16 protein-coding genes are annotated in these 19086 nt (G+C 62.7%); 11 read left to right on the top strand and 5 right to left on the bottom strand.

Going from position 1 to position 19086, the window contains the following annotated elements; genetic code table 11:
- Positions 1-100 precede the first annotated feature (100 nt).
- From VF515_21365 to VF515_21390, 6 genes are all read left to right on the top strand, one after another.
- Positions 101-1003 carry a LysR family transcriptional regulator gene (locus VF515_21365; GenBank protein ID HEX7410178.1) on the top strand — a complete coding sequence of 301 codons (903 nt, stop codon included), beginning with the start codon at positions 101-103 and terminating at the stop codon, positions 1001-1003.
- A 132-nt stretch (positions 1004-1135) separates the two neighbouring features.
- Positions 1136-2155 carry an HlyD family efflux transporter periplasmic adaptor subunit gene (locus VF515_21370; protein HEX7410179.1) on the top strand — a complete coding sequence of 340 codons (1020 nt, stop codon included), beginning with the start codon at positions 1136-1138 and terminating at the stop codon, positions 2153-2155.
- Between the two features lie 41 nt (positions 2156-2196).
- Entirely contained in the window at positions 2197-3177 is a 981-nt protein-coding gene (locus VF515_21375; GenBank protein ID HEX7410180.1) for an ABC transporter ATP-binding protein, read from the top strand.
- A complete protein-coding gene (locus VF515_21380) occupies positions 3174-4121 on the top strand; it encodes an ABC transporter ATP-binding protein (GenBank protein ID HEX7410181.1) in 948 nt (315 codons plus the stop codon). The genes VF515_21375 and VF515_21380 overlap by 4 nt, the downstream gene beginning before the upstream one ends.
- Positions 4118-5305, top strand: coding sequence for an ABC transporter permease (locus VF515_21385; GenBank protein ID HEX7410182.1), 1188 nt, complete (start codon positions 4118-4120; stop codon positions 5303-5305). Before VF515_21380 ends, VF515_21385 begins: the two co-directional genes overlap by 4 nt.
- A 16-nt stretch (positions 5306-5321) precedes the next feature.
- Entirely contained in the window at positions 5322-6458 is a 1137-nt protein-coding gene (locus tag VF515_21390) for an ABC transporter permease (GenBank protein ID HEX7410183.1), read from the top strand.
- A 130-nt stretch (positions 6459-6588) separates the two neighbouring features.
- Here VF515_21390 and VF515_21395 read toward each other — a convergent pair whose 3' ends face one another.
- Positions 6589-7062 carry a hypothetical protein gene (locus VF515_21395; protein HEX7410184.1) on the bottom strand — a complete coding sequence of 158 codons (474 nt, stop codon included), beginning with the start codon at positions 7060-7062 and terminating at the stop codon, positions 6589-6591.
- Between the two features lie 148 nt (positions 7063-7210).
- Positions 7211-8071: a crotonase/enoyl-CoA hydratase family protein gene (locus tag VF515_21400; GenBank protein ID HEX7410185.1), complete on the bottom strand. Its 861-nt coding sequence runs from the start codon at positions 8069-8071 to the stop codon at positions 7211-7213.
- 183 nt (positions 8072-8254) lie between these two features.
- On the opposite strand from VF515_21400, the gene VF515_21405 reads away from it, so the two are divergent.
- The 5 genes from VF515_21405 to VF515_21425 all read left to right on the top strand — a co-directional run bounded on the left by VF515_21405 (position 8255) and on the right by VF515_21425 (position 16560).
- Positions 8255-8686 carry an Hsp20/alpha crystallin family protein gene (locus VF515_21405; protein HEX7410186.1) on the top strand — a complete coding sequence of 144 codons (432 nt, stop codon included), beginning with the start codon at positions 8255-8257 and terminating at the stop codon, positions 8684-8686.
- A gap of 53 nt (positions 8687-8739) precedes the next feature.
- Positions 8740-9117, top strand: coding sequence for an Hsp20/alpha crystallin family protein (locus VF515_21410; GenBank protein HEX7410187.1), 378 nt, complete (start codon positions 8740-8742; stop codon positions 9115-9117).
- 116 nt (positions 9118-9233) lie between these two features.
- Positions 9234-10358, top strand: a complete 1125-nt coding sequence (gene amrS / locus VF515_21415; protein ID HEX7410188.1) for an AmmeMemoRadiSam system radical SAM enzyme — start codon at positions 9234-9236, stop codon at positions 10356-10358.
- Between the two features lie 62 nt (positions 10359-10420).
- Positions 10421-16060, top strand: a complete 5640-nt coding sequence (gene uvrA / locus VF515_21420; GenBank protein ID HEX7410189.1) for an excinuclease ABC subunit UvrA — start codon at positions 10421-10423, stop codon at positions 16058-16060.
- A 158-nt stretch (positions 16061-16218) separates the two neighbouring features.
- A complete protein-coding gene (locus VF515_21425; GenBank protein ID HEX7410190.1) occupies positions 16219-16560 on the top strand; it encodes a hypothetical protein in 342 nt (113 codons plus the stop codon).
- Positions 16561-16854: 294 nt separating this feature from the next.
- Here VF515_21425 and VF515_21430 read toward each other — a convergent pair whose 3' ends face one another.
- The 3 genes from VF515_21430 to VF515_21440 all read right to left on the bottom strand — a co-directional run.
- Entirely contained in the window at positions 16855-17364 is a 510-nt protein-coding gene (locus VF515_21430) for a nuclear transport factor 2 family protein (GenBank protein HEX7410191.1), read from the bottom strand.
- A 27-nt stretch (positions 17365-17391) separates the two neighbouring features.
- On the bottom strand, positions 17392-18750 hold the full coding sequence (locus tag VF515_21435; protein HEX7410192.1) for a phosphotransferase: 1359 nt from the start codon (positions 18748-18750) through the stop codon (positions 17392-17394).
- Positions 18751-18768: 18 nt separating this feature from the next.
- The coding region (locus VF515_21440; protein ID HEX7410193.1) for a hypothetical protein at positions 18769-19086 on the bottom strand (318 nt) is incomplete at its 5' end.

Raw genomic sequence — 19086 nt, forward strand, 5'->3', positions numbered from 1 at the left:
CTATCATTGAGCCCCCGGGTACCTGGGAGGGAAGCTGGGGCGAGCATTAGAAGAGACCCTAGCGATTGACATCTTTATCAGTACGGCTAACTATGCGAAGGTGCACATCGAGACACTGAAGGTGTTCTGTGATGTAGTGGAAACCGGCAGCTTTTCCGCCGCGGCTTCGCAGAATTTCATCACTCAGTCGGCGGTGAGCCAGCAGCTGCGAACGCTGGAGTCGAAGTACCGGTGTAAGCTGCTTGAACGTGGGCGGGCGGGAGCCAAGGCGACTCCGGCTGGGGATATTCTCTATCGCGCCAGCCGCGAGATCCTGGAGAAATACCGCGAGATCGAAACCCAGCTCCAGGAGAGCGGGAAGGTGGTCAGCGGCACGCTGCGTATCGCCATTGTCTACAGCGTGGGCCTGCACGAGCTTCCCCCGTACCTGAAAGAGTACTTGCGCGAGTTCCCGCAGGTGAACGTGCACGTCGAGTACTCCCGACCGAACAAGATCTACGAGGATGTCGTCGCCGGCCGCATCGATCTCGGCATCGTGGCGTACCCGGCAAAGCATCCGCAAATCACCGTGGTCCCATTTCGCGAGGACCGCCTGGTCGTGGCCTGTCCGCCCAGCCATGCGTTCGCGGCCTTTAAGAAAGTGGCGATCGGCCGCTTGAACGGAGAGGCCTTCGTCGGATACGAGCGCGACATCTCGACCCGCAAGGCCACGGACCAGCTGTTCAAAGACCGCGGTGTCAGCGTTCGGTACATCGGTGAGTACGACAATATCGAGACCATCAAACGCGCGGTGGAAATCGAACAGGGCATTGCCATCATCCCGTTGGCTTCGGTACAGCATGAACTCGCGCAGGGCACGCTCAAGGTCGTGCACCTCTCTGACGAGACCCTGCTCCGGCCGCTGGGCATCATCTACAAGAAGAGCCGGCATCTGTCCCCCGCAGCCGTGAAGTTCATCGACGTGCTGCGCCGCGAAGATTTGCTGCAGCTGCGGGACCAATAGGAACCTTGGTCGACAGTGCCGACGTCAAACGCGGTCGACGGGCATAGCGGTTCTCCCATGCACATTTCCGATGGTCGCAGCGGGTGCATCCGTTTTGCATTTGTGCTCTAAGCCACCGGGGTATCGCAGGCAATGCAACGGCGCATCGGTATAATTGTCGCTCTTATTGTCGTTCTTGGCGCCGCCGGGTGGTGGCGGTGGAAGGCGGGGCGGGACGAGTCTGACCGCGCCATCAAGGGCTCGGGAATCATCGAAGTCACGGAAGTGGACGTCGCCTTCGAGGTGCCCGGCACTATCAAGGAGCGCTACGTGGAAGAGGGCTCGCTGCTCGACAAGGGCGAACCCATCGCCCGTGTCGATGACCGCGAGTATCGCTTGCTTGTCGACCGCGCGACGGCCGCAAAGGCGGCGGCGGAGGCACGCTACCGACTCTTGCTGAAAGGCCCGCGGGCCCAGGAGATCGATCAGGCGCTGGCAGCCGTCGAGGCCGCGGACAGCGATTTCACCACCGCGCAACGAGAATTCGACCGCATGCGGGCGCTGTACCAAGCGCACGTCGCCTCACAGTCGGAATTCGATCGCACCAAAGCGGTATTCGCCGGGGCGCAGGCCACCCGCGATCGGGCTCACGCCCAGCTTGCCATGCTGAAAGAGGGATCTCGCACCGAGGAAGTCGAAGAAGGACGGGCGCGGCTGCGGGAAGGGGAGAAGGCGCTGGAGCTCGCCGAGCTGAACCTCTCGCGCTGCCAGCTGTTTGCGCCGATTGCCGGCCGCGTGCTCTCCAAGAACCGCGAGGTGGGAGAGATGGCGCCTGCCGGCGCTTCGGTCATCACCCTCGGCGACCTGACGCGCCCGTGGCTGAACCTGTACGTAGGCGAGCGTGATCTGGGCAAAGTGGCCCTGGGCATGAAGGCCTACGTCACCGTGGACTCGTTTCCATCACAGCCGTTTTCCGGCAAGGTGACCTTCGTTTCGGAAAAGGCCGAGTTCACTCCGAAGAACATCCAGACGCAAGACGAGCGTGTCAAACTGGTCTACCGTATCAAGATCGAGTTGGAGAACCGCAACCAGGCGCTCAAGGCCGGCATGCCGGCCGATGCGCTGCTCCCACTCAACCACGGACCCGAGAGCATTGATCCGCCGGCTCATTGAGTCGTGCCGTCATTGACGATGGGATCAATGACTCGGTGACAGTGCCTCAACCTCTGATGTCCGCTGCTATCGAAGCCACCGACGTCGCCAAGGATTATGCAGGCACGCACGCGTTGCGCGGCCTCAGCGTGTCCGTCGCGCCGGGCGAACTGTTCGGTTTGGTCGGCCCCGACGGCGCCGGCAAGACCACTTTTCTGCGCATTCTGGCCGGTCTGTTGAGTCTGTCGGCTGGGACCGTGCGGATCGACGGCATCGACGTGAGCACCAGCCCGGCTCTGGTGAAGGAACGCATCGGCTACATGTCGCAGCGCTTCAGCCTCTCGGAAACGCTGACGGTGGCGGAGAATCTCTTGTACGTGAGCGAGGTGTGGCACGTGCCGCACGGCGAGCGGCGCAAGCGCATCACGCGGTTGTTGGAATTCAGCCGGCTGGGACCGTTTCAAGATCGGCTGACGCGCAATCTCTCCGGCGGCATGAAGCAGAAGCTCAGTCTGTGCACCTGCCTCATTCACCAACCACGCATCTTGCTGCTCGACGAACCCACGATCGGGGTCGATCCCGTGTCGCGCCGCGATTTCTGGCTCATTCTCTACGATCTGATGCACGAGGGCTCGACCATCTTGTTGTCGACGCCGTACATGGACGAAGCCGAACGCTGCGGGCGGGTGGGGTTCCTGCTGGACGGTCAGCTGATCGCCTGCGGCAGCCCCGCAACCCTCAGGGCCGAACTCCAAACGGTCATTCTCGATCTCCGCTGCGCCGATTCGCGGCGGGCCCGACTGGCGTTGCGGCACGTTGCCGGAATGGAGGAAGCGGTGAGCTTCGGGGAACACCTGCACGTGACGATTCCGCGGACCGGATTTGACGTCGACGCCGGCCTGCGCAACCTCCGCGCGGCGGGTATCGAAGTGCAGGACTGGCAGATTCGGAAGCCGTCGCTGGAGGACGTTTTTCTGTCGTACATCCATCGCCGCGCCGAGGCGGCACCCGCCACCGCCAACACGAGCGTCAGCCCGCCATGACCGAATTCGCCGTCGACGTCAGCGGACTGACCCGTGTGTTCGACAGCTTTGTCGCCGTCGATCACATCGACCTCCAAGTCGCCACCGGCACGGTCTTCGGCTTTCTTGGTCCCAACGGCGCCGGCAAGTCGACAACCATCCGCATGCTGTGCGGCATCCTGCGGCCCAGCGGTGGACAGGGGACGGTCGGGGGTTTCGACATCTTACGTCAAACCGAGCAACTCAAGAGCAACATCGGTTACATGTCGCAACGGTTCTCGTTGTACGAGGACCTGACGGTGGAGGAGAATCTGCGTTTCTTTGCCGGCATCTACAACGTCCGTGGGGCGCAACGTGCGGCGCGCATCGCCTGGGCCGTAGACATGGCGGGGCTGCGCGGCCGCGAGCACCTCGTGACGGCGGAACTCGCCGGTGGTTGGCGGCAGCGGCTGGCCCTCGGTTGCGCCGTGCTGCACGAGCCGCCGATCCTGTTTCTCGACGAACCGACTTCCGGCGTCGATCCCGCCTCGCGCCGCAACTTCTGGGAAATGATCGGCGAGTTGTCCGCGCGCGGCATCACGGTGTTCGTCACCACGCACTATATGGATGAGGCCGAGCATTGTGACGAGTTGGCGCTGATCTATGGAGGGAAGGTGGTCGCCACCGGCAGCCCCGCAACACTGAAGCGCCGCTACGTGTCCCGCGCCTTGCTCGAACTCGAGTGTAGCAACTTGATGGGCGCCTTCGGCGCGTTGAAACTGGAGCAGGCGCTGGCCGGCGTGGCGCTGTTTGGCGCCACCTTGCATCTGGTCGCCGACGACGAAACCGCCGCCCGGGCCGCGGTGGCAGCTCGGCTACAGGCCGCCGGGATTACCGTGCAGCGGCTGGAACGCATCGAACCGTCGCTGGAGGATGCCTTCGTCACCATCGTGGAGGCCAGCGGCAGCAACGGCGAGGCCGCATGACCAGGTCATCCGCCGAGGCGACCCCTCGTGGGCCGGGAAGGCGGGCGCTGTCGGTGCGCACCGTCCGTGCCATCATGCGCCGGGAGTTCATCGATGTCGTGCGCGATCGGCGCAGCCTGATTCTGACGTTCTTGTATCCCATCTGCATGCTGATCATGTACGGCTACGGCATCCGCTACGACGTGGACAACGTGCCGCTGACGATCCTGGACTACGATCACACGCCCGAGAGCCGCGATCTCACCGAGCAGATGCTCCGTTCCGGCTATTTTCATCTGGTGCGCTGGGCCCACAATGAACGCGACCTGAACCGAGACCTGACGACCGACGCCAGCAAGGCGGCGGTGGTGATCCCTCGCGATTTTGCCACGCACATCCGCTCCGGTGAGCCGGTGACGGTGCAGGCACTCATCGATGGGTCCGACTCCAACACCGCGACCATCGCCCAAGGGTACCTGCTGGCCATGATGGCCCGTTACTCCAGCAGCGTCGGCACGGGCAAGCCGCAGGGGACTCACACCTCGGTGCTGAGCACGCCTCCGATCGAACTCAAGAGTCGCATCTGGTACAATCCGGAGTTGAAGAGCGTCAACTTCATCGTGCCCGGGGTCATTGCCGTCATCATGATGATCGTCGGCGCCATGCTCACGGCGCTGAGCATCGTCAAGGAGAAGGAACGCGGCACCCTCGAGCAGATTCTGGTCTCACCCATCCGTCCCTTGGAAATGATGATCGGCAAGCTCATTCCTTACGTCATCATCGCTTTCATCGACCTCATGATCATCGTCGGCGCCGGCTACCTCATTTTTCAGGTACCGATCAAGGGCAGTCTGGTGCAGCTGACGATCTTCTCGCTGATCTACCTCACCAGCTCACTCGGTACCGGCGTCTTCGTCTCCACCATTGCGGACACGATGCAAAATGCGATGCTGGCCGCCATCTTCATTTCCCTGTTGCCGTCGATTCTTCTCTCCGGCTTCATCTTCCCAATCGAGAACATGCCGATCGTGATCCGGTTCATCACCTACTTCTTCCCCGGGCGCTACTTCGTGACCGCAATTCGCGGCATCTACCTCAAAGGTGTCGGCCTGTCTGTGCTGTGGCCCGAGGCCGTCATGCTGCTCTGCTTCACCACCGCTATCGTGTGGCTCAGCGCCAGCCGCTTTCAGGAAAAGCTGGGATGAAGAAGGAGTGGCGCCGATGACCGCCTCACTCTCCCGCATCTTTTACGTGATGTGGAAAGAGGTGATCCAGATCACCCGCGATCGGCGTATGTTCAGGATGATCCTGATCATGCCGTTGATGCAGCTGACCATCTTCGGCTACGTCGTGTCCAGCGACATCACCGACATCGACACGGCGGTCTGCGACTACGACCAATCGACGGAAAGCCGCGCCTACATCGAGCACATCGTGGGCAGCGGCTATTTCCGCATCGCCGCTCCCTGCCGGAGCGTGCAGGACATCGACCGGCTGCTGGACCGCGGCCGCATCCGCGTCGCCCTGACGATCCCGTCGGATTTTTCCGCTCGCATCAAGCGGCATCAACCCGCTGAGGTCATGGCCGCCGTCGACGGCAGCAACTCGAACACCGCCACGATCGCCGCGGCCTATCTGGAACAGATCACGCTGACGCAGGCAGTGGAAGTGCAGTTTGCCGACCACGGCCGGCCGGCTGGGTTCAGCCAGCACCCGGTCGTGAATCTCGAGCCGCGGGTGTGGTTCAATCCCGAGATGCGCAGTGTCCGCTACATGGTGCCGGGAATCATCTGCGTGCTGCTGATGGAATCCATGGTGATTCTGACGGCGATCGCCATCGTGCGCGAGAAAGAACGCGGCACGATGGAGCAATTGATCGTGACGCCGATCCGCCCGTACGAGCTGATCTTGGGTAAAGCGATTCCCTTCATCGGCCTCGGCTATATCAACGTCACCATGGTGGTGCTGGCCGGAACCTTCTGGTTCGGTGTGAAGATCAGCGGAAGCTTGCCGCTGCTTTTCGGACTCACGGGACTCTTCATTCTCACCTGCCTGGGCCTGGGTCTGGTCGCTTCCACGATCTCCAACACGCAGCAGCAAGCGTCGATGGCGGGGCAGTTCATCATGTTGCCGAACATGTTCTTTTCCGGGTTCATGTTCCCGATCGCCAGCATGCCGCCGCTGGTGCAGAAACTCACCTACCTGATTCCACTGCGCTACTACATCACGATCGTGCGCGGCATTTTTCTCAAGGGCGTCGGCTGGGAGGTCCTGAAGGGAGAGGCGGGTATCCTCTTCGTGTACGGGATAGTGATTCTGGGACTCGCCAGCTTGACGTTTCGGAAACAAATCAAGTAGCGACCGGCATCTGGCGCCGACGCGGCAGGGGGCGATCAATAATCAACAGACGCACGCCGCCTCTGCCATCATGTCAGAATCGCCTGGGACCGGGTGTGCCTTGAAAACCGACGGCTACGGAAATCCCAACTCACGCCGCCTGGGCACGGCAAACTTCCCGCAACTGATTCCAGGCGTCGCGGTAGTCAGCATACTTACCAGCATAAGAGCGTCGTGAGTCCGGCAGGTAGAAGGTCTTACCGCTGCGTGCGTCCCACGGGATGATATAGGCTTTACTGAGGTCGAGTGCCTTCGTCATCCCCAAGGGCACACAGATGAAAAAGTCACAATACTGCTCGTCGATGCGACCACGATGGTGGAAGTTGAAATTCCAGGCGCGGTACACATAGCTGTAGAGACGCCGACGCAGGCGGACCTGACGGCGGTAGGAGCTGGGGAAGGCCGTACGTAATGCTACGCGTATCCGACCGTTGAGAACAAAGTCATAGCGCGACAAGAAATCACTTTCTTCGACGCGCAGCTTCATGTCGCGCAGACGCACGAGCACCTTGGCTTTGGGGATTTCATGTATACCCGGTCTGTCCATCACGGCAAAGTCGCGCAAATTGCGGAGATTTGCAAGAACAATCTCAGTAACACTACGTAGGCTATACGGGTATTCCCTTACCCCGTGACATTTGTCATAGGACAGCGCTGCCCTTGCGCTTGGCAATCAAAGCAGCGGGCAGCACGCCGCGGCAAAGTGACCGGACTCACGGGAATTTGCGCTCCGTCCACCAGGGGTAAAAGTCGGGCAGATCGGCGCTCGGCCTGAGCCCGAAGCGGGGCGGCCGCTTTTCGAAGAACGACGTCACGCCCTCGTAAGCATCCGGCGACTTTCCCATCCAATAGATACACTTCGAATCGATCTTGTGGGCTTCCATGGGATGATCGGCGCCCAGCATGCGCCACAGGAGTTGGCGGGACAGCGCGACGGACACTGCGGAGGTGTTGTCCGCAATCTCGCGGGCAAGCGCGCGGGCCGACTCGATCAACCGTTCGGGCGCAACCACCTGGCTCACCAGTCCGGCCTCCAGGGCTTCCTGGGCGCCAAACACCCGGCCGGTGTACACCCACTCCGCCGCTTTGCTGATACCCACGACGCGGGGCAGGAACCAGCTGCTGCACGCCTCGGGAACGATGCCACGGCGGGCGAAGACGAAGCCCATGCGCGCGGCAGTGGAGGCGATGCGGACGTCCATCGGCAGTGTCATTGTGATGCCTACGCCGACCGCCGGTCCGTTGATGGCAGCGATGACAGGCTTCTTCGACTCGAAAATGCGCAGCGTCACCAAGCCGCCGCCATCGCGGTGGGTGTCCAGCGTCTCATCCCGGCCACGCACCTCACTGTCGAAGGTGGCCCCGCCTTCGCTCAAATCGGCCCCGGCGCAGAAGGCTCGGCCCGCGCCCGTCACGATGACGACCCGAATGTCATCATCCGCATCGGCGCGCTCGAAGGCGCTGATCAACTCCCGGCACATCCGCCCCGTGAAGGCGTTGAGTTTCTCGGGTCGCTGCAAAGTAATGGTCACGATACGCTCTTCAACATCGTACTGAATGGTCTCATACTGCATGAAGTCAGTCCTTTCTTGGTCGTCCTGAGTGATCTCGGCGTCTTGTCTGTAGCACGCGACTCGCGGCCCACAAAAGCCCCATCGTCCACCTTGACAAGCACCCGATCGGCCTTACCTTCGTCGCATGCTAGCGCCGGCCACTAGTGGCGCTGCAGAAAGAACAAACAAGAGAAGGAGTCGCTTATGGCACTATTCCTCGACCCGGTGAGTGGACTGTTGTCGCTTCAGCGCGAATTGGAGCGTGCATTCCAGAACCCGCTCGACTTGGACCTCGGCGTCTCTGGCCGCGGAGTCTTCCCCGCAGTGAACATTTTCAGCGACCGAGATGGCGACGTTGTCCGGCTCGAGATCCCGGGCGTTGCGCCCGATCAGCTCAACATCGAAGCCCATGGTCGCACGTTGACCATCAAGGGGACACGCGAACGGCGCGGCCCTGAGGGTGCCAGCTTCCATCGGCGTGAGAGAAACGCAGGCGAGTTCTCGCGCTCGCTGCAGTTGCCGGAGGCCCTCGACCTGGCGCGGGCTGAAGCCACGTACAAGCACGGCGTGCTGACGGTACGCGTTCCCAAGAATGCGGAGGCCAAGCCCCGCCAGATCACCGTGAAAGCCGCCTGAACCTCGCGTCACATAAGGGAGGCCGTTGAATCATGACAGAGCAGGAACAAACCGTGAAGCAGAAACAGGAACTCGCCGGCGGCGAACACACCCGTCCGGGTCGTACGTACGTGCCCGAGGTGGACATCTGCGAGACCGCCGACAGCCTCTGGCTGTGGGCGGACATGCCCGGCGTGGATCAGCACTCGGTCGACGTCAACCTCGCCGACGGCGTGCTCTCGATCGAAGGCCGGGTCTCGTTGCAGGAGTACGAAAATCTGTCGCCGGTTTACACGGAGTACAACATCGGCAACTACCTGCGTCGATTCACCGTGACGGCGGATATCGATGCGGACCACATCAAGGCACGCATGAACAACGGCGTCCTCGAGCTCGAGCTGCCGAAGAGCGCCCGGGCTAAACCGCGACGGATCAACATCGCAACCAGCTGATCTGGTGTGAGCGGAAACGACCGGCTGCAAACCGGCCGTTCCCGCTCGAAGACCCGACGGGCGTTCTCGACTCGCCGTTGCGACGCGGGCGCGTCACACCTATAGTTTGCTGCACAATGCCAAGCGGGCCTCAGCCACCGACACCGCTGCAGCAGTTCCTGACCGAACAAGCCACAGCCGGTGAACTGTACCAGGCGCTTACGGACAAAGCGGTCCGTTGCGTCGCCTGCGGCCATCGCTGTTATCTTCCCGACGGCAAGGCCGGCATCTGCAAAGTGCGCTTCAACCGCGACGGCATCCTGCGCGTGCCGCACGGCTATGTCGCCGCGTTGCAGTGTGACCCGGTCGAGAAAAAGCCGTTCTTCCACGCCGCACCCGGCGCTCTGGCACTGAGCTTCGGTATGCTGGGGTGCGATTACCACTGCGGCTATTGCCAGAACTGGATCACATCGCAAGTGCTGCGCGACCCAGTCGCCGGGGTTCCGCCTCGCTTCTGCAGCGCCGAACAGCTGGTCCAACTCGCCATCGATCACGGTGCGGAAATCGTCGCCAGCACCTACAATGAGCCGTTGATCACCAGCGAATGGGCCGTGGAGATCTTCCGCATCGCCAAAGCCCATGGACTGACGACCGCGTACGTTTCGAACGGCAACGCCACGCCCGAAGGGCTCGAATACCTGCGGCCGTGGGTGGACCTCTACAAAGTCGACCTCAAGGGCTTCAACGACCAGCAGTACCGCAAGCTCGGCGGTGTCCTCGAAACCGTGCAGACCACCATTCGCCGGCTGGTGGAAATGGATGTGTGGGTCGAGGTGGTGACGCTGGTGGTGCCGGGCTTCAACGACTCCGATACAGAGCTGGCCGAGATCGCACGCTTCCTCGCGTCGGTCTCCGTCGACATCCCCTGGCACGTCACCGCGTTTCATCCCGACTACAAGATGACCGACGGCGACGCGACGACCGTGGAGACGCTCTTGCGCGCAGTGGCCAGCGGCGCGGCGGCGGGACTGCGCTACGTATACACCGGTAATCTTCCCGGGCGCCTCGCCGACCACGAGAACACCTATTGTCCGCGCTGCCGCACGCCCGTGGTCGAGCGCCTCGGGTATCGGATCCTTGCCAATCACCTCGTCAACGGTTGTTGCGCGCGCTGCGGCACGCGCCTTCCGGGCCGGTGGGGAAGCAGCCACCGAAGGCCATTGCGCGCCAGCAACGGCGTGCCGCGCCCACTCTCGGTTTAGACGACCGAGTGTAGCGCGTCGCACGTTTTCAGCTATACATATTGTTTTCGAGATCGTTGAGTATGCAAGATTCCTGGATCACCATCACCGGGGCGCGGCAGAATAACCTCAAGAACATCGACGTGCGCATTCCCGTCAACGCGCTCACCGTCGTCACCGGACCGTCCGGATCGGGAAAGTCCAGCCTCGCCTTCGACGTCCTCTATGCCGAGGGTCAGCGTCGCTACGTCGAGAGCTTCTCTGCCTACACGCGCCAGTTCCTCGATCGCATGGACAAGCCGCAGGTCGATCACATCGACGGTATCCTCCCGGCCATCGCCATCAGCCAGGGCAACACGGTCAAGACCTCGCGCTCGACCGTGGCAACCATGACGGAGCTGCATGATCACCTGAAGCTGCTGTTCGCCAAGATCGGCGTGTTGCACTGCCGCGAATGCGCCCAGGTCGTCGCTGTGGAATCGGCCGAGTCGGTGTGTGAGCTGCTGCTGCGGCAGCCGGAAGGAACCCGCGTTCTGGTGACCTTCGAAGTACCGCTGCCCGAACGCCTCCCCTGGGATGAAGCGCGGGCCGGGTTCACCAGCTCCGGCTTCCGCCGCGTGCTGGTCGCCGACCGAGTAGTTGCCATCGAGGACGTCGAAACCCCTCCATCCCCGCTGGTGGTCGTTGCCGATCGGCTCACGGTCCATCCCGAACAGAAGGCGCGCATCGTCGATTCCTTGGAACAAGCATTCCGTTTCGGCAAGGAACGACTGGCCTTGGTGTTTCCCGACCAGGGCAACCGCCGCGAGCCGCACGCGGCCCGGCTCGAATGCCCGCGCTGCAATATCGGGTACCGCGAGCCGACCTCAAACCTGTTTTCGTTCAACAGTCCGCTGGGTGCCTGCGAAACCTGCCGCGGCTTCGGCCGCATCATCGACCTGGACCTCGATCTGGTCATCCCCGCTCCGGGCAAGACCCTTGCCGACGGCGCCATCAAGCCGTGGAGCACGCGGGCCACCGAATGGGAGCGTGGGGAGCTGCTCAGCTTCTGCCGCAAGAAGAAGATCCCGATCGATGTCCCGTTCGAGCGGCTCAGCGAGCGGCAGCGCCAGCTCATCATTGATGGCGAAGGCAAGTATTATGGCATCCGCGGTTGGTTCCGCTGGCTCGAAGGCCGCACCTATCGCATGCACGTGCGCGTCTTCCTGTCGCGCTACCGCAGCTACCGCTTGTGTCCCGCCTGTGACGGCGGACGGCTGAAGCCCGAAGCCTTGTGGTACAAGGTCAACGGCCGCAGCGTTGCCGATGTCCAGCGCCTGAGTGTGGCCGAAGCGGCTGCGTTTTTCGACGCGTTGCAGTTGAGGCCATCCGAAGAGGAGATCGCGCACCTCATTCTGACGGAGGTACGCCACCGGCTGCGCTACTTGCTCGAGGTGGGGCTCGACTATCTCACGCTCGACCGCCAATCACGCACGCTTTCTGGCGGCGAGTTGGCGCGCGTCGATCTGACGACAGCCGTCGGTTCCTCGCTGGTGAACACGCTCTATGTTCTCGATGAACCGTCCGTCGGCCTGCACCCGCGTGACAGCCAGCGGCTGGTGCGCATCCTGCACGAGCTGCGTGCCAAGGAGAACACCGTTGTCGTGGTCGAACACGATCCGGAGATCATTCGGGAGGCGGATCACGTCATCGATCTCGGCCCTGGGGCAGGCGAAGCTGGCGGACAGGTCGTCTTTGCCGGCAATTACACCGACCTGCTGGAGCGTTCCGGCTCGCTGACCGGCCAGTATCTCGCTGGCCGGCGCAGCATCTCGGTGCCGAGTCGGCGCCGCCGCATGATCCCGCGCTTGAGCGTGGTGGTGCACAAGGCCTCGGCCAACAATCTCAAGAACGTGACCGTACGGTTCCCTTTGTCCCGCTTTGTGTGCGTCACTGGCGTTTCCGGTTCCGGAAAATCCACCTTGATCGAGGATGTGCTCTACCGTGGACTCAAGAAGCATTTGGGCCAATCGCAGGGGACACCCGGTGCGTGCGAGCGGATTGAAGGAGCAGATCGCATTGCCGACGTGATTCTGGTGGATCAATCACCGCTCGGTACCACGCCGCGGGCCAACCCGGTGTCCTACCTCAAGGCCTTCGACCTCATCCGCGCACTGTTCGCGCAAACGCCGCTGGCGCGCATGCGGGGATACACCAACGCCACCTTCTCCTTCAACGTCCCCGGCGGCCGCTGCGAAGCCTGCAAAGGTGAAGGCTTCGAAAAAGTGGAGATGCAGTTTCTCTCCGACGTGTATGTGACCTGCGCCGAGTGCGGCGGGAAGCGCTTCCGCGCAGAAGTCTTGGAAGTGGCGTACAACCAGAAGACGATCCACGACGTGCTCGGCCTCACCGTGCGTGAGGCGTTGACCTTCTTCGCCGGGCATGCCGAGGTGATCCGTCGGCTGCAGTCGCTGGCCGATGTCGGGCTCGATTACCTGCATCTGGGACAACCGCTGAACACGTTGTCCGGCGGTGAATCGCAGCGTCTCAAGCTGGCTGCGGCGATGGGCCGAGACGCCAAAGCCCACACGCTGTTCCTGTTTGATGAGCCCACCATCGGCTTGCACTTCGCTGACGTCGAGAAGCTGCTCGGGGCACTGCAACGGCTGGTGGATTGCGGCCATTCGCTCATCGTCATCGAGCACAACATGGAGGTGGCGAAGGCGGCCGACTATGTCATCGATCTCGGTCCCGAGGGCGGGCCTGGCGGTGGCGAGGTGGTTGCCGCCGGTACGCCGGAGGAGGTGGCTGCCGCCGAGCGTTCGCACACGGCTAGGTATTTGCGGGCGCTGCTGCCTCAGCTCAATGCTGTTGCTGACGCTCCGCCGCGGTACGGCCCGACTTTGGCGCGGCAAGCCGCGCCGGCGCCCGCCGCACTAGCCGAGGCACGCGGGATCATGCGCATCGTCGGCGCCAAGGAGCACAACCTGCGCAATGTGAGCCTGGACATTCCGCGCGATCGCTTCATCGTGGTGACCGGCCTGAGCGGTTCCGGCAAGTCGACGCTGGCCTTCGACATCCTCTACGCCGAAGGGCAGCGCCGCTACCTCGACAGTTTGTCCACCTATGCCCGCCAGTTCGTCAAGGTGCTGGCGCGGCCCAACGTCGAGTTCCTCGCGGGGCTGCCACCCACGGTGGCGATCGAGCAGCGCCTGAGCCGAGGCAGCAAGAAATCCACCGTGGCCACGGTCACCGAAATCTATCACTACCTGCGACTGCTCTACGCCAAGATCGGCGTGCAGCATTGCACCGGCTGCGGACGGCCTCTCACCTCGCTGACGCGGCAGCAGATCGTCGACCGCATTCGGCGCGAGTTCCGCGGCGAGACGGTGACGGTGCTGGCTCCGGCGGTGCGAGGACGCAAGGGCATCTACACGGAGCTATTCCGCACCGCGAGCAAACTGGGCTTCGCCCGCGCGCGTATCGACGGGAAGATGCATCCCCTGCGACCAGTCCCCTCGCTGGCCCGTTATCGCGAGCACGACATCGACATCGTGGTCGCCACTCTCGATATCACCCGCGGCGAGGCGGCAAAGCTCCCGGACTTCGTGGTGGCGGCCCTGCGCTTCGGCGGTGGGGCAGTCATCGTCGCCAGCGCGCGCAGCGAACACATATTCAGCGAACGCCTGTACTGCGCCCGCTGCGGCATCGGGTACGAGGAGCTCGATCCGCGGCTGTTCTCGTTCAATAGCCGCCAGGGCGCGTGCACCGACTGCGACGGCATCGGCAGCGTGCTCAGCTTCGCGCCCGAGCGTTTGGTCGGCGATCCGCTGCAGCCGGTCGGCCCGGCCCTTCTATCCACGCTGAAGCCGCTGGGAGCGGCAGTGACGCGCGCCATCAAACAGATTCTCCAGCACAACGGCGTCGCCGCCGAGAAGCCGCTGGCGCGGCTGACGGCGCGCCAGCGGCAGCGTTTGTTTCACGGAAACGGCAGCGGAGATGGCGGAGTGCTTGCGGTCTTGCAGCACCAACTGGACGAGGAGGGTGCGGATTCGGCGGTCCTGGAACAGTTCATGACGGAGCATTCCTGCGCCAGCTGCCACGGACGGCGGCTCAACCCACGGGCGCAGGCCGTGAAAGTCGACGGCATGGCTATTTGGGAACTTACCCAGCAGTCCGTGGCCGCCTGCTTCGCGGATTTGTCACGGCGACAGTTCAGCGGGCGTGAGGAGCAAATCGCCGCCGACATTCGCAAAGAGATCTTGCCGCGATTGCGCTTCCTCCAGCAGGTGGGACTCTCGTACCTGACGCTCGACCGCCGCGCCGACACGCTATCGGGCGGCGAGGCCCAGCGCATCCGCCTGGCAGCGCAACTGGGCTCCAACCTGCGTGGCGTTTGCTACATCCTCGACGAGCCCACGATCGGGCTGCACCCGCGCGACAACGGCATGCTGCTTGCGACGCTGCGGGAACTGAAGGAGCAGGGCAACACCGTCATCGTCGTCGAGCATGATGAGGCCACGATCGAGTCGGCGGATCTCGTCATCGACCTCGGCCCCGGCGGCGGCGTGCACGGAGGCGAAGTGGTCGCCATGGGGCCACCGCACACCTTGCGCCAATACCCGGCTTCCGTCACCGCGCGCTTTCTCGGGCAGTCACGCCGACGGCTGGGACCGCTCCGCAGCGTCGCCCTGCTTCCGCGCCTGACGATCCACGGGGCCGCCGAACACAACTTGAAGCACATCGACGTCGAGATCCCGCTCGGTGCCTGGACCTGCGTCACCGGGGTGTCCGGCTCGGGGAAATCGACGTTGGTACGCGACGTGCTCTATGCCGGCCTACGGCGCGAGCTTGGGGTATTCACGGGTCGCGTCGGCACGCATCAGGCCATCAGGGGTCACCAGGGCATCGAGCGCGTCGTCGAGGTCGATCAAACGCCGATCGGCAGAACGCCACGGTCCATCCCGGCGTCGTACGTCGGCTTTTTCGACGAGATTCGCAAGCTCTACGCCATGACACCGGAAGCGCGCATGCGCGGCTACACGGCGGGCCGTTTCTCGTTCAACGTCAAGGGTGGACGCTGCGAGGCCTGCGCCGGCCAGGGCAAGATCAAGATGGAGATGAGCTTCCTGCCGGACGTCTATGTCACCTGCGAGGCCTGCGAAGGGCAGCGGTTCACCGACGAGACGCTGGCCGTGCGCTACAATGGCAAGAGCATGGCGCAGGTGCTCCGCATGACGGTCGAGGAGGGAGTGGATTTCTTTACTGCGGTTCCGGCCATTGCCCAGCCCCTGCGGCTGCTGCACGACATCGGCCTCGACTATCTCACGCTCGGTCAGGGGAGCAACACGCTCTCCGGTGGCGAAGCCCAGCGCATCAAGCTGGCCTATGAGCTGGGCAAACAATCCCGCGGGCGGACGCTGTACGTCCTGGATGAACCGACCACCGGCTTGCATTTCGCGGACATCGAAAAGCTGATCGACGTCCTGCACCGCCTGGTCGACCGGGGCAACACCATCGTCACCATCGAGCACAACCTCGACATCATCAAGGAAGCGGATTGGATCATCGATCTCGGTCCGGAAGGTGGTGACGCGGGCGGCGAGGTGGTGGCCATGGGCCCGCCGTCGGACATCATCGCGAACGGCACCCGTTCTCACACAGCCCGGTATTTGCAGGAGTTTTTGCACGGCAGAAGCGAGGCAATGCCCGCATCCCATCTGCCCTCCGCGGGGCAGGGATAGGCGGAGGGTGGTCTTCGCACCTGCTGGCGTGCCGGGCAATTTGACTTCCCCCGCTCTGCCCCGTACTCTAACAATCCCCCGAGCGCACTCCCGCTCTTCGTGCCAGTCGCTTACGGATTTCGGCGGAACTTTCACGCCTCGCGGGAGAAGGATGACCCATGACCACAACGGAAGTACACGAGCTCCTCAACACCATGATGCGGGGGATCGACAAGAAGACAGCGCTCATCATCGAACAACTTCAGCATGCCGATCGGCCCGGCATCATCGTGCACCTCTCGCGCGACAAGCGCACGGGAACGCTGGAGATTCCCGAGGATGATCTGCGCGCCTGCCAAAGCGACCTCATGCGGCGCAACCGCGTGCGCACCGCCCTCAAGCGCGCCCGCGACCGCATGTGGGAAGAGACCACGTACATCTTCAGTACGAAAGTCGAGAACCAAAAGCCCGAAGGCACGAATTTCTTCCGCCCGATGCAGCGCGGCCGCGGACGGAGGTAAAGGGGAACTCGTCCCCCTCGCCCCCTGGGACTGTCGATAAATGCGAGTGGCCCCTCGATACGGCCCCTGAGGAAATGGGGCCTACTCGGGGTGAACGGAAAAACCCTCTGAAATCAACATGGAACCGCTCGCCCCGAGTAGCCGCCCTCTTTCCCGATCATCCCGAGTTGCGGCCTTCTCTTGGCCGCGTATCGAGGGGCTGGCGGCGTATCGAGGGGTGCCCGCTGGGTGACAATCGACAGTCCCCCAAACCGAGGAGGGGCCAGGGGAGGTTGGAAAGGTCGCGGCCCAGACTCAGCGGCTCTCCAGCTGTGTCAGCAGCTCACCGCGGTTCTTCGCCCATCCCTCGTCGTACGGCGAGATGTATTTCCATTTGGTCTTGATGGAGGCGAATTTCCATTCCCCGTTTTCGCGGACGTATTCCTCCTCGTAGGTACCCGCCATCCACTGCGCCCGGTTGGTGGAGGCGTCCGTCGTAGGCGCCTCGTAGTACCATTTCCCCGTCGCCTTATCGCCGGTGACATCGATGATCGGGTTGTGCACCATGTGCATGCAGAACGACACGCCCGACGGCACCACCTGGCCAAAGAAGATCTCGAGCCCCGCTTTGCCTTCGAACATCGACGCCGGACCCATACCGAAGTCCACCTTGGCGTTGTCGCTGAAGTGCGCGATCAATTGGTTACGGTTGCGTTCATCTTCGAGACCGGCGTCACACAGGTAGCAGTAGGTCGCCTTCAGTTTTCTGATTGCCTCGATGTCCTCTAGCACTTGCACCCGGGCCAAAAGCTCCTTCATCGACATGGTCAGTCCTCCGTTTCTTGCCAAGTGTCACGTTCGCGCGATGACGTCCGCCAGCTGCTGGTAAAGGGCATGGTTGCCGGCCACCTTGAGCTTGCCGCTCGTCCAGGCATTGAAGGGCTTGATCTCACCGCGTTGAATGGCCGCCCAGTCTTCGGCCGCGATGGTGATGGTCGCATCGGGGCGGTCGGCCTGTCCTTCATGGCGGACGATCTGGCCTTTGTCGGCCACGACATACCAATCCCTGCCGCCTGATCCCGTCAGGCGCAATTGCACGATTCCCGAAACCTCTTCGCTGCGCGCCGCCGCGTTTCTCGGTGCGGTGGGCATCGGCAGATTCAACAAACTCGCGATTCTCTGGGTACAGAAGTTATCGACAATCGGGTCTTCGCCGGGCAACTCGATGCCCATCTTCAGCAAGTTCTTCTGCACCCGGAGCACCGTGAGCGCGGCGCGGACGGTGGCGAACACCTCGTTGTAGAAGAAATTCTCCACCCGCCAGCCGGTCAGCTCCTCGTAGCGCTGGATCGTTTCTGCCGTGGTGGGGAAGCCATCCAAACGGGGCACGCCGGTGCCTTCGCTGAGCAACCAGTCCAGGGCGATCATGAATGCCAGGTCGGTTTCCGGATCCCCCAGCGTCGCCGCGTCCCAGTCGAGCACGGCGAGGACATCGCCATCCGGGCTGAACATCGTGTTGGGCAATCGGGCATCACCCCAGCACAAGGTCACGCGCGCCGGCGCGTAGCGGTTCTTCTTCAGCCACTCCAAGGACGCTTCGAGGATCGGCTGTCGCTCCTCCTTCGCCCAGTTGAGGTAGCACTCCCAGTAGTCGAGTTCCTGGTCCACCGGCCCGGTGCCCTGCGTAGGAACACCGAGAAACGACAGCCCTCGCTGCTGCCAGTCCAGCTTGTGAATGTTGGCCATCGCCCGCAGCGTCCCCCACCACATCTTGGCTCGCAACTCGGGTGTTGCGTCATGACAGATCCCGGAGGAATGGTACGGGGGATACTCGGAAGGCACGACCCCCGTGATCTTACCCATGATGTAGAAGGGGAAGCCGAGCGGGGCTTCATCCTGTTCCATCCAGTAGACTCTCGGAACCGGCACATTCGTACCTTGCAGGCATTGCATGATGCGGAACTGGCGTTCCAGCTTGAAGTCCGGATACACGGGATAGGAAGTTACGGCGCTGCGGAACAACATGCCCGCGGTGTGCTGCTCCCCCGCTTCCTGCCAGCGCAGCGTGAAAGGAATACTCACGTTGGTGAAGCCCGCGCCGACGCGTTCGATGTCCGAGATGGACAGATCTCGCGCCTGCGGCATCTGGCGCTGCAGCCAGGCGATGAGTTTTGGTTGAAGATCCGAAAGGTCGACGTCGTGCGACAGCATGGGACAGTCTGTTCCTGATCAGTATCCCTGGTAGCCGTACTTCGGGTACTTGCCGACCACCATCAGTTCGGTGGTGCCGTAACCGACTTCGTTGCCGCAACGGAATTCGGATCCGTAATCCACATAGCCCCAGATTTCGCGCATCACGTTCGGGTCGGTGATGTCGAGGCAATAGCCGTCCATCCATGCAGAGCCCATCCACAGGCCGTGGATGAAGTCCTTGTACGGCAGGCCATAGCCGCCCGGCGCCTGGTAACAGATGGTGATGGGACGGATCGCCACCTCCTTCTTGCTGCCGTCGATGGCCGTCATGATCACGCGGCCGCCCTTGAACCG

The organism is Candidatus Binatia bacterium, from assembly GCA_036382395.1.
In the GTDB taxonomy this organism is placed as follows: Bacteria; Desulfobacterota; Binatia; order HRBIN30; family HRBIN30; genus JAGDMS01.

Coding starts and splice junctions, on each gene's coding strand:
- VF515_21370 (HEX7410179.1), top strand. CDS start 1,136: ATGCAACGGCGCATCGGTATAATTGTCGCTCTTATTGTCGTTCTTGGC.
- VF515_21400 (HEX7410185.1), bottom strand. CDS start 8,071: ATGCAGTATGAGACCATTCAGTACGATGTTGAAGAGCGTATCGTGACC.
- VF515_21385 (HEX7410182.1), top strand. CDS start 4,118: ATGACCAGGTCATCCGCCGAGGCGACCCCTCGTGGGCCGGGAAGGCGG.
- VF515_21380 (HEX7410181.1), top strand. CDS start 3,174: ATGACCGAATTCGCCGTCGACGTCAGCGGACTGACCCGTGTGTTCGAC.
- VF515_21435 (HEX7410192.1), bottom strand. CDS start 18,750: ATGCTGTCGCACGACGTCGACCTTTCGGATCTTCAACCAAAACTCATC.
- VF515_21425 (HEX7410190.1), top strand. CDS start 16,219: ATGACCACAACGGAAGTACACGAGCTCCTCAACACCATGATGCGGGGG.
- VF515_21430 (HEX7410191.1), bottom strand. CDS start 17,364: ATGTCGATGAAGGAGCTTTTGGCCCGGGTGCAAGTGCTAGAGGACATC.
- VF515_21390 (HEX7410183.1), top strand. CDS start 5,322: ATGACCGCCTCACTCTCCCGCATCTTTTACGTGATGTGGAAAGAGGTG.
- VF515_21405 (HEX7410186.1), top strand. CDS start 8,255: ATGGCACTATTCCTCGACCCGGTGAGTGGACTGTTGTCGCTTCAGCGC.
- amrS (HEX7410188.1), top strand. CDS start 9,234: ATGCCAAGCGGGCCTCAGCCACCGACACCGCTGCAGCAGTTCCTGACC.
- uvrA (HEX7410189.1), top strand. CDS start 10,421: ATGCAAGATTCCTGGATCACCATCACCGGGGCGCGGCAGAATAACCTC.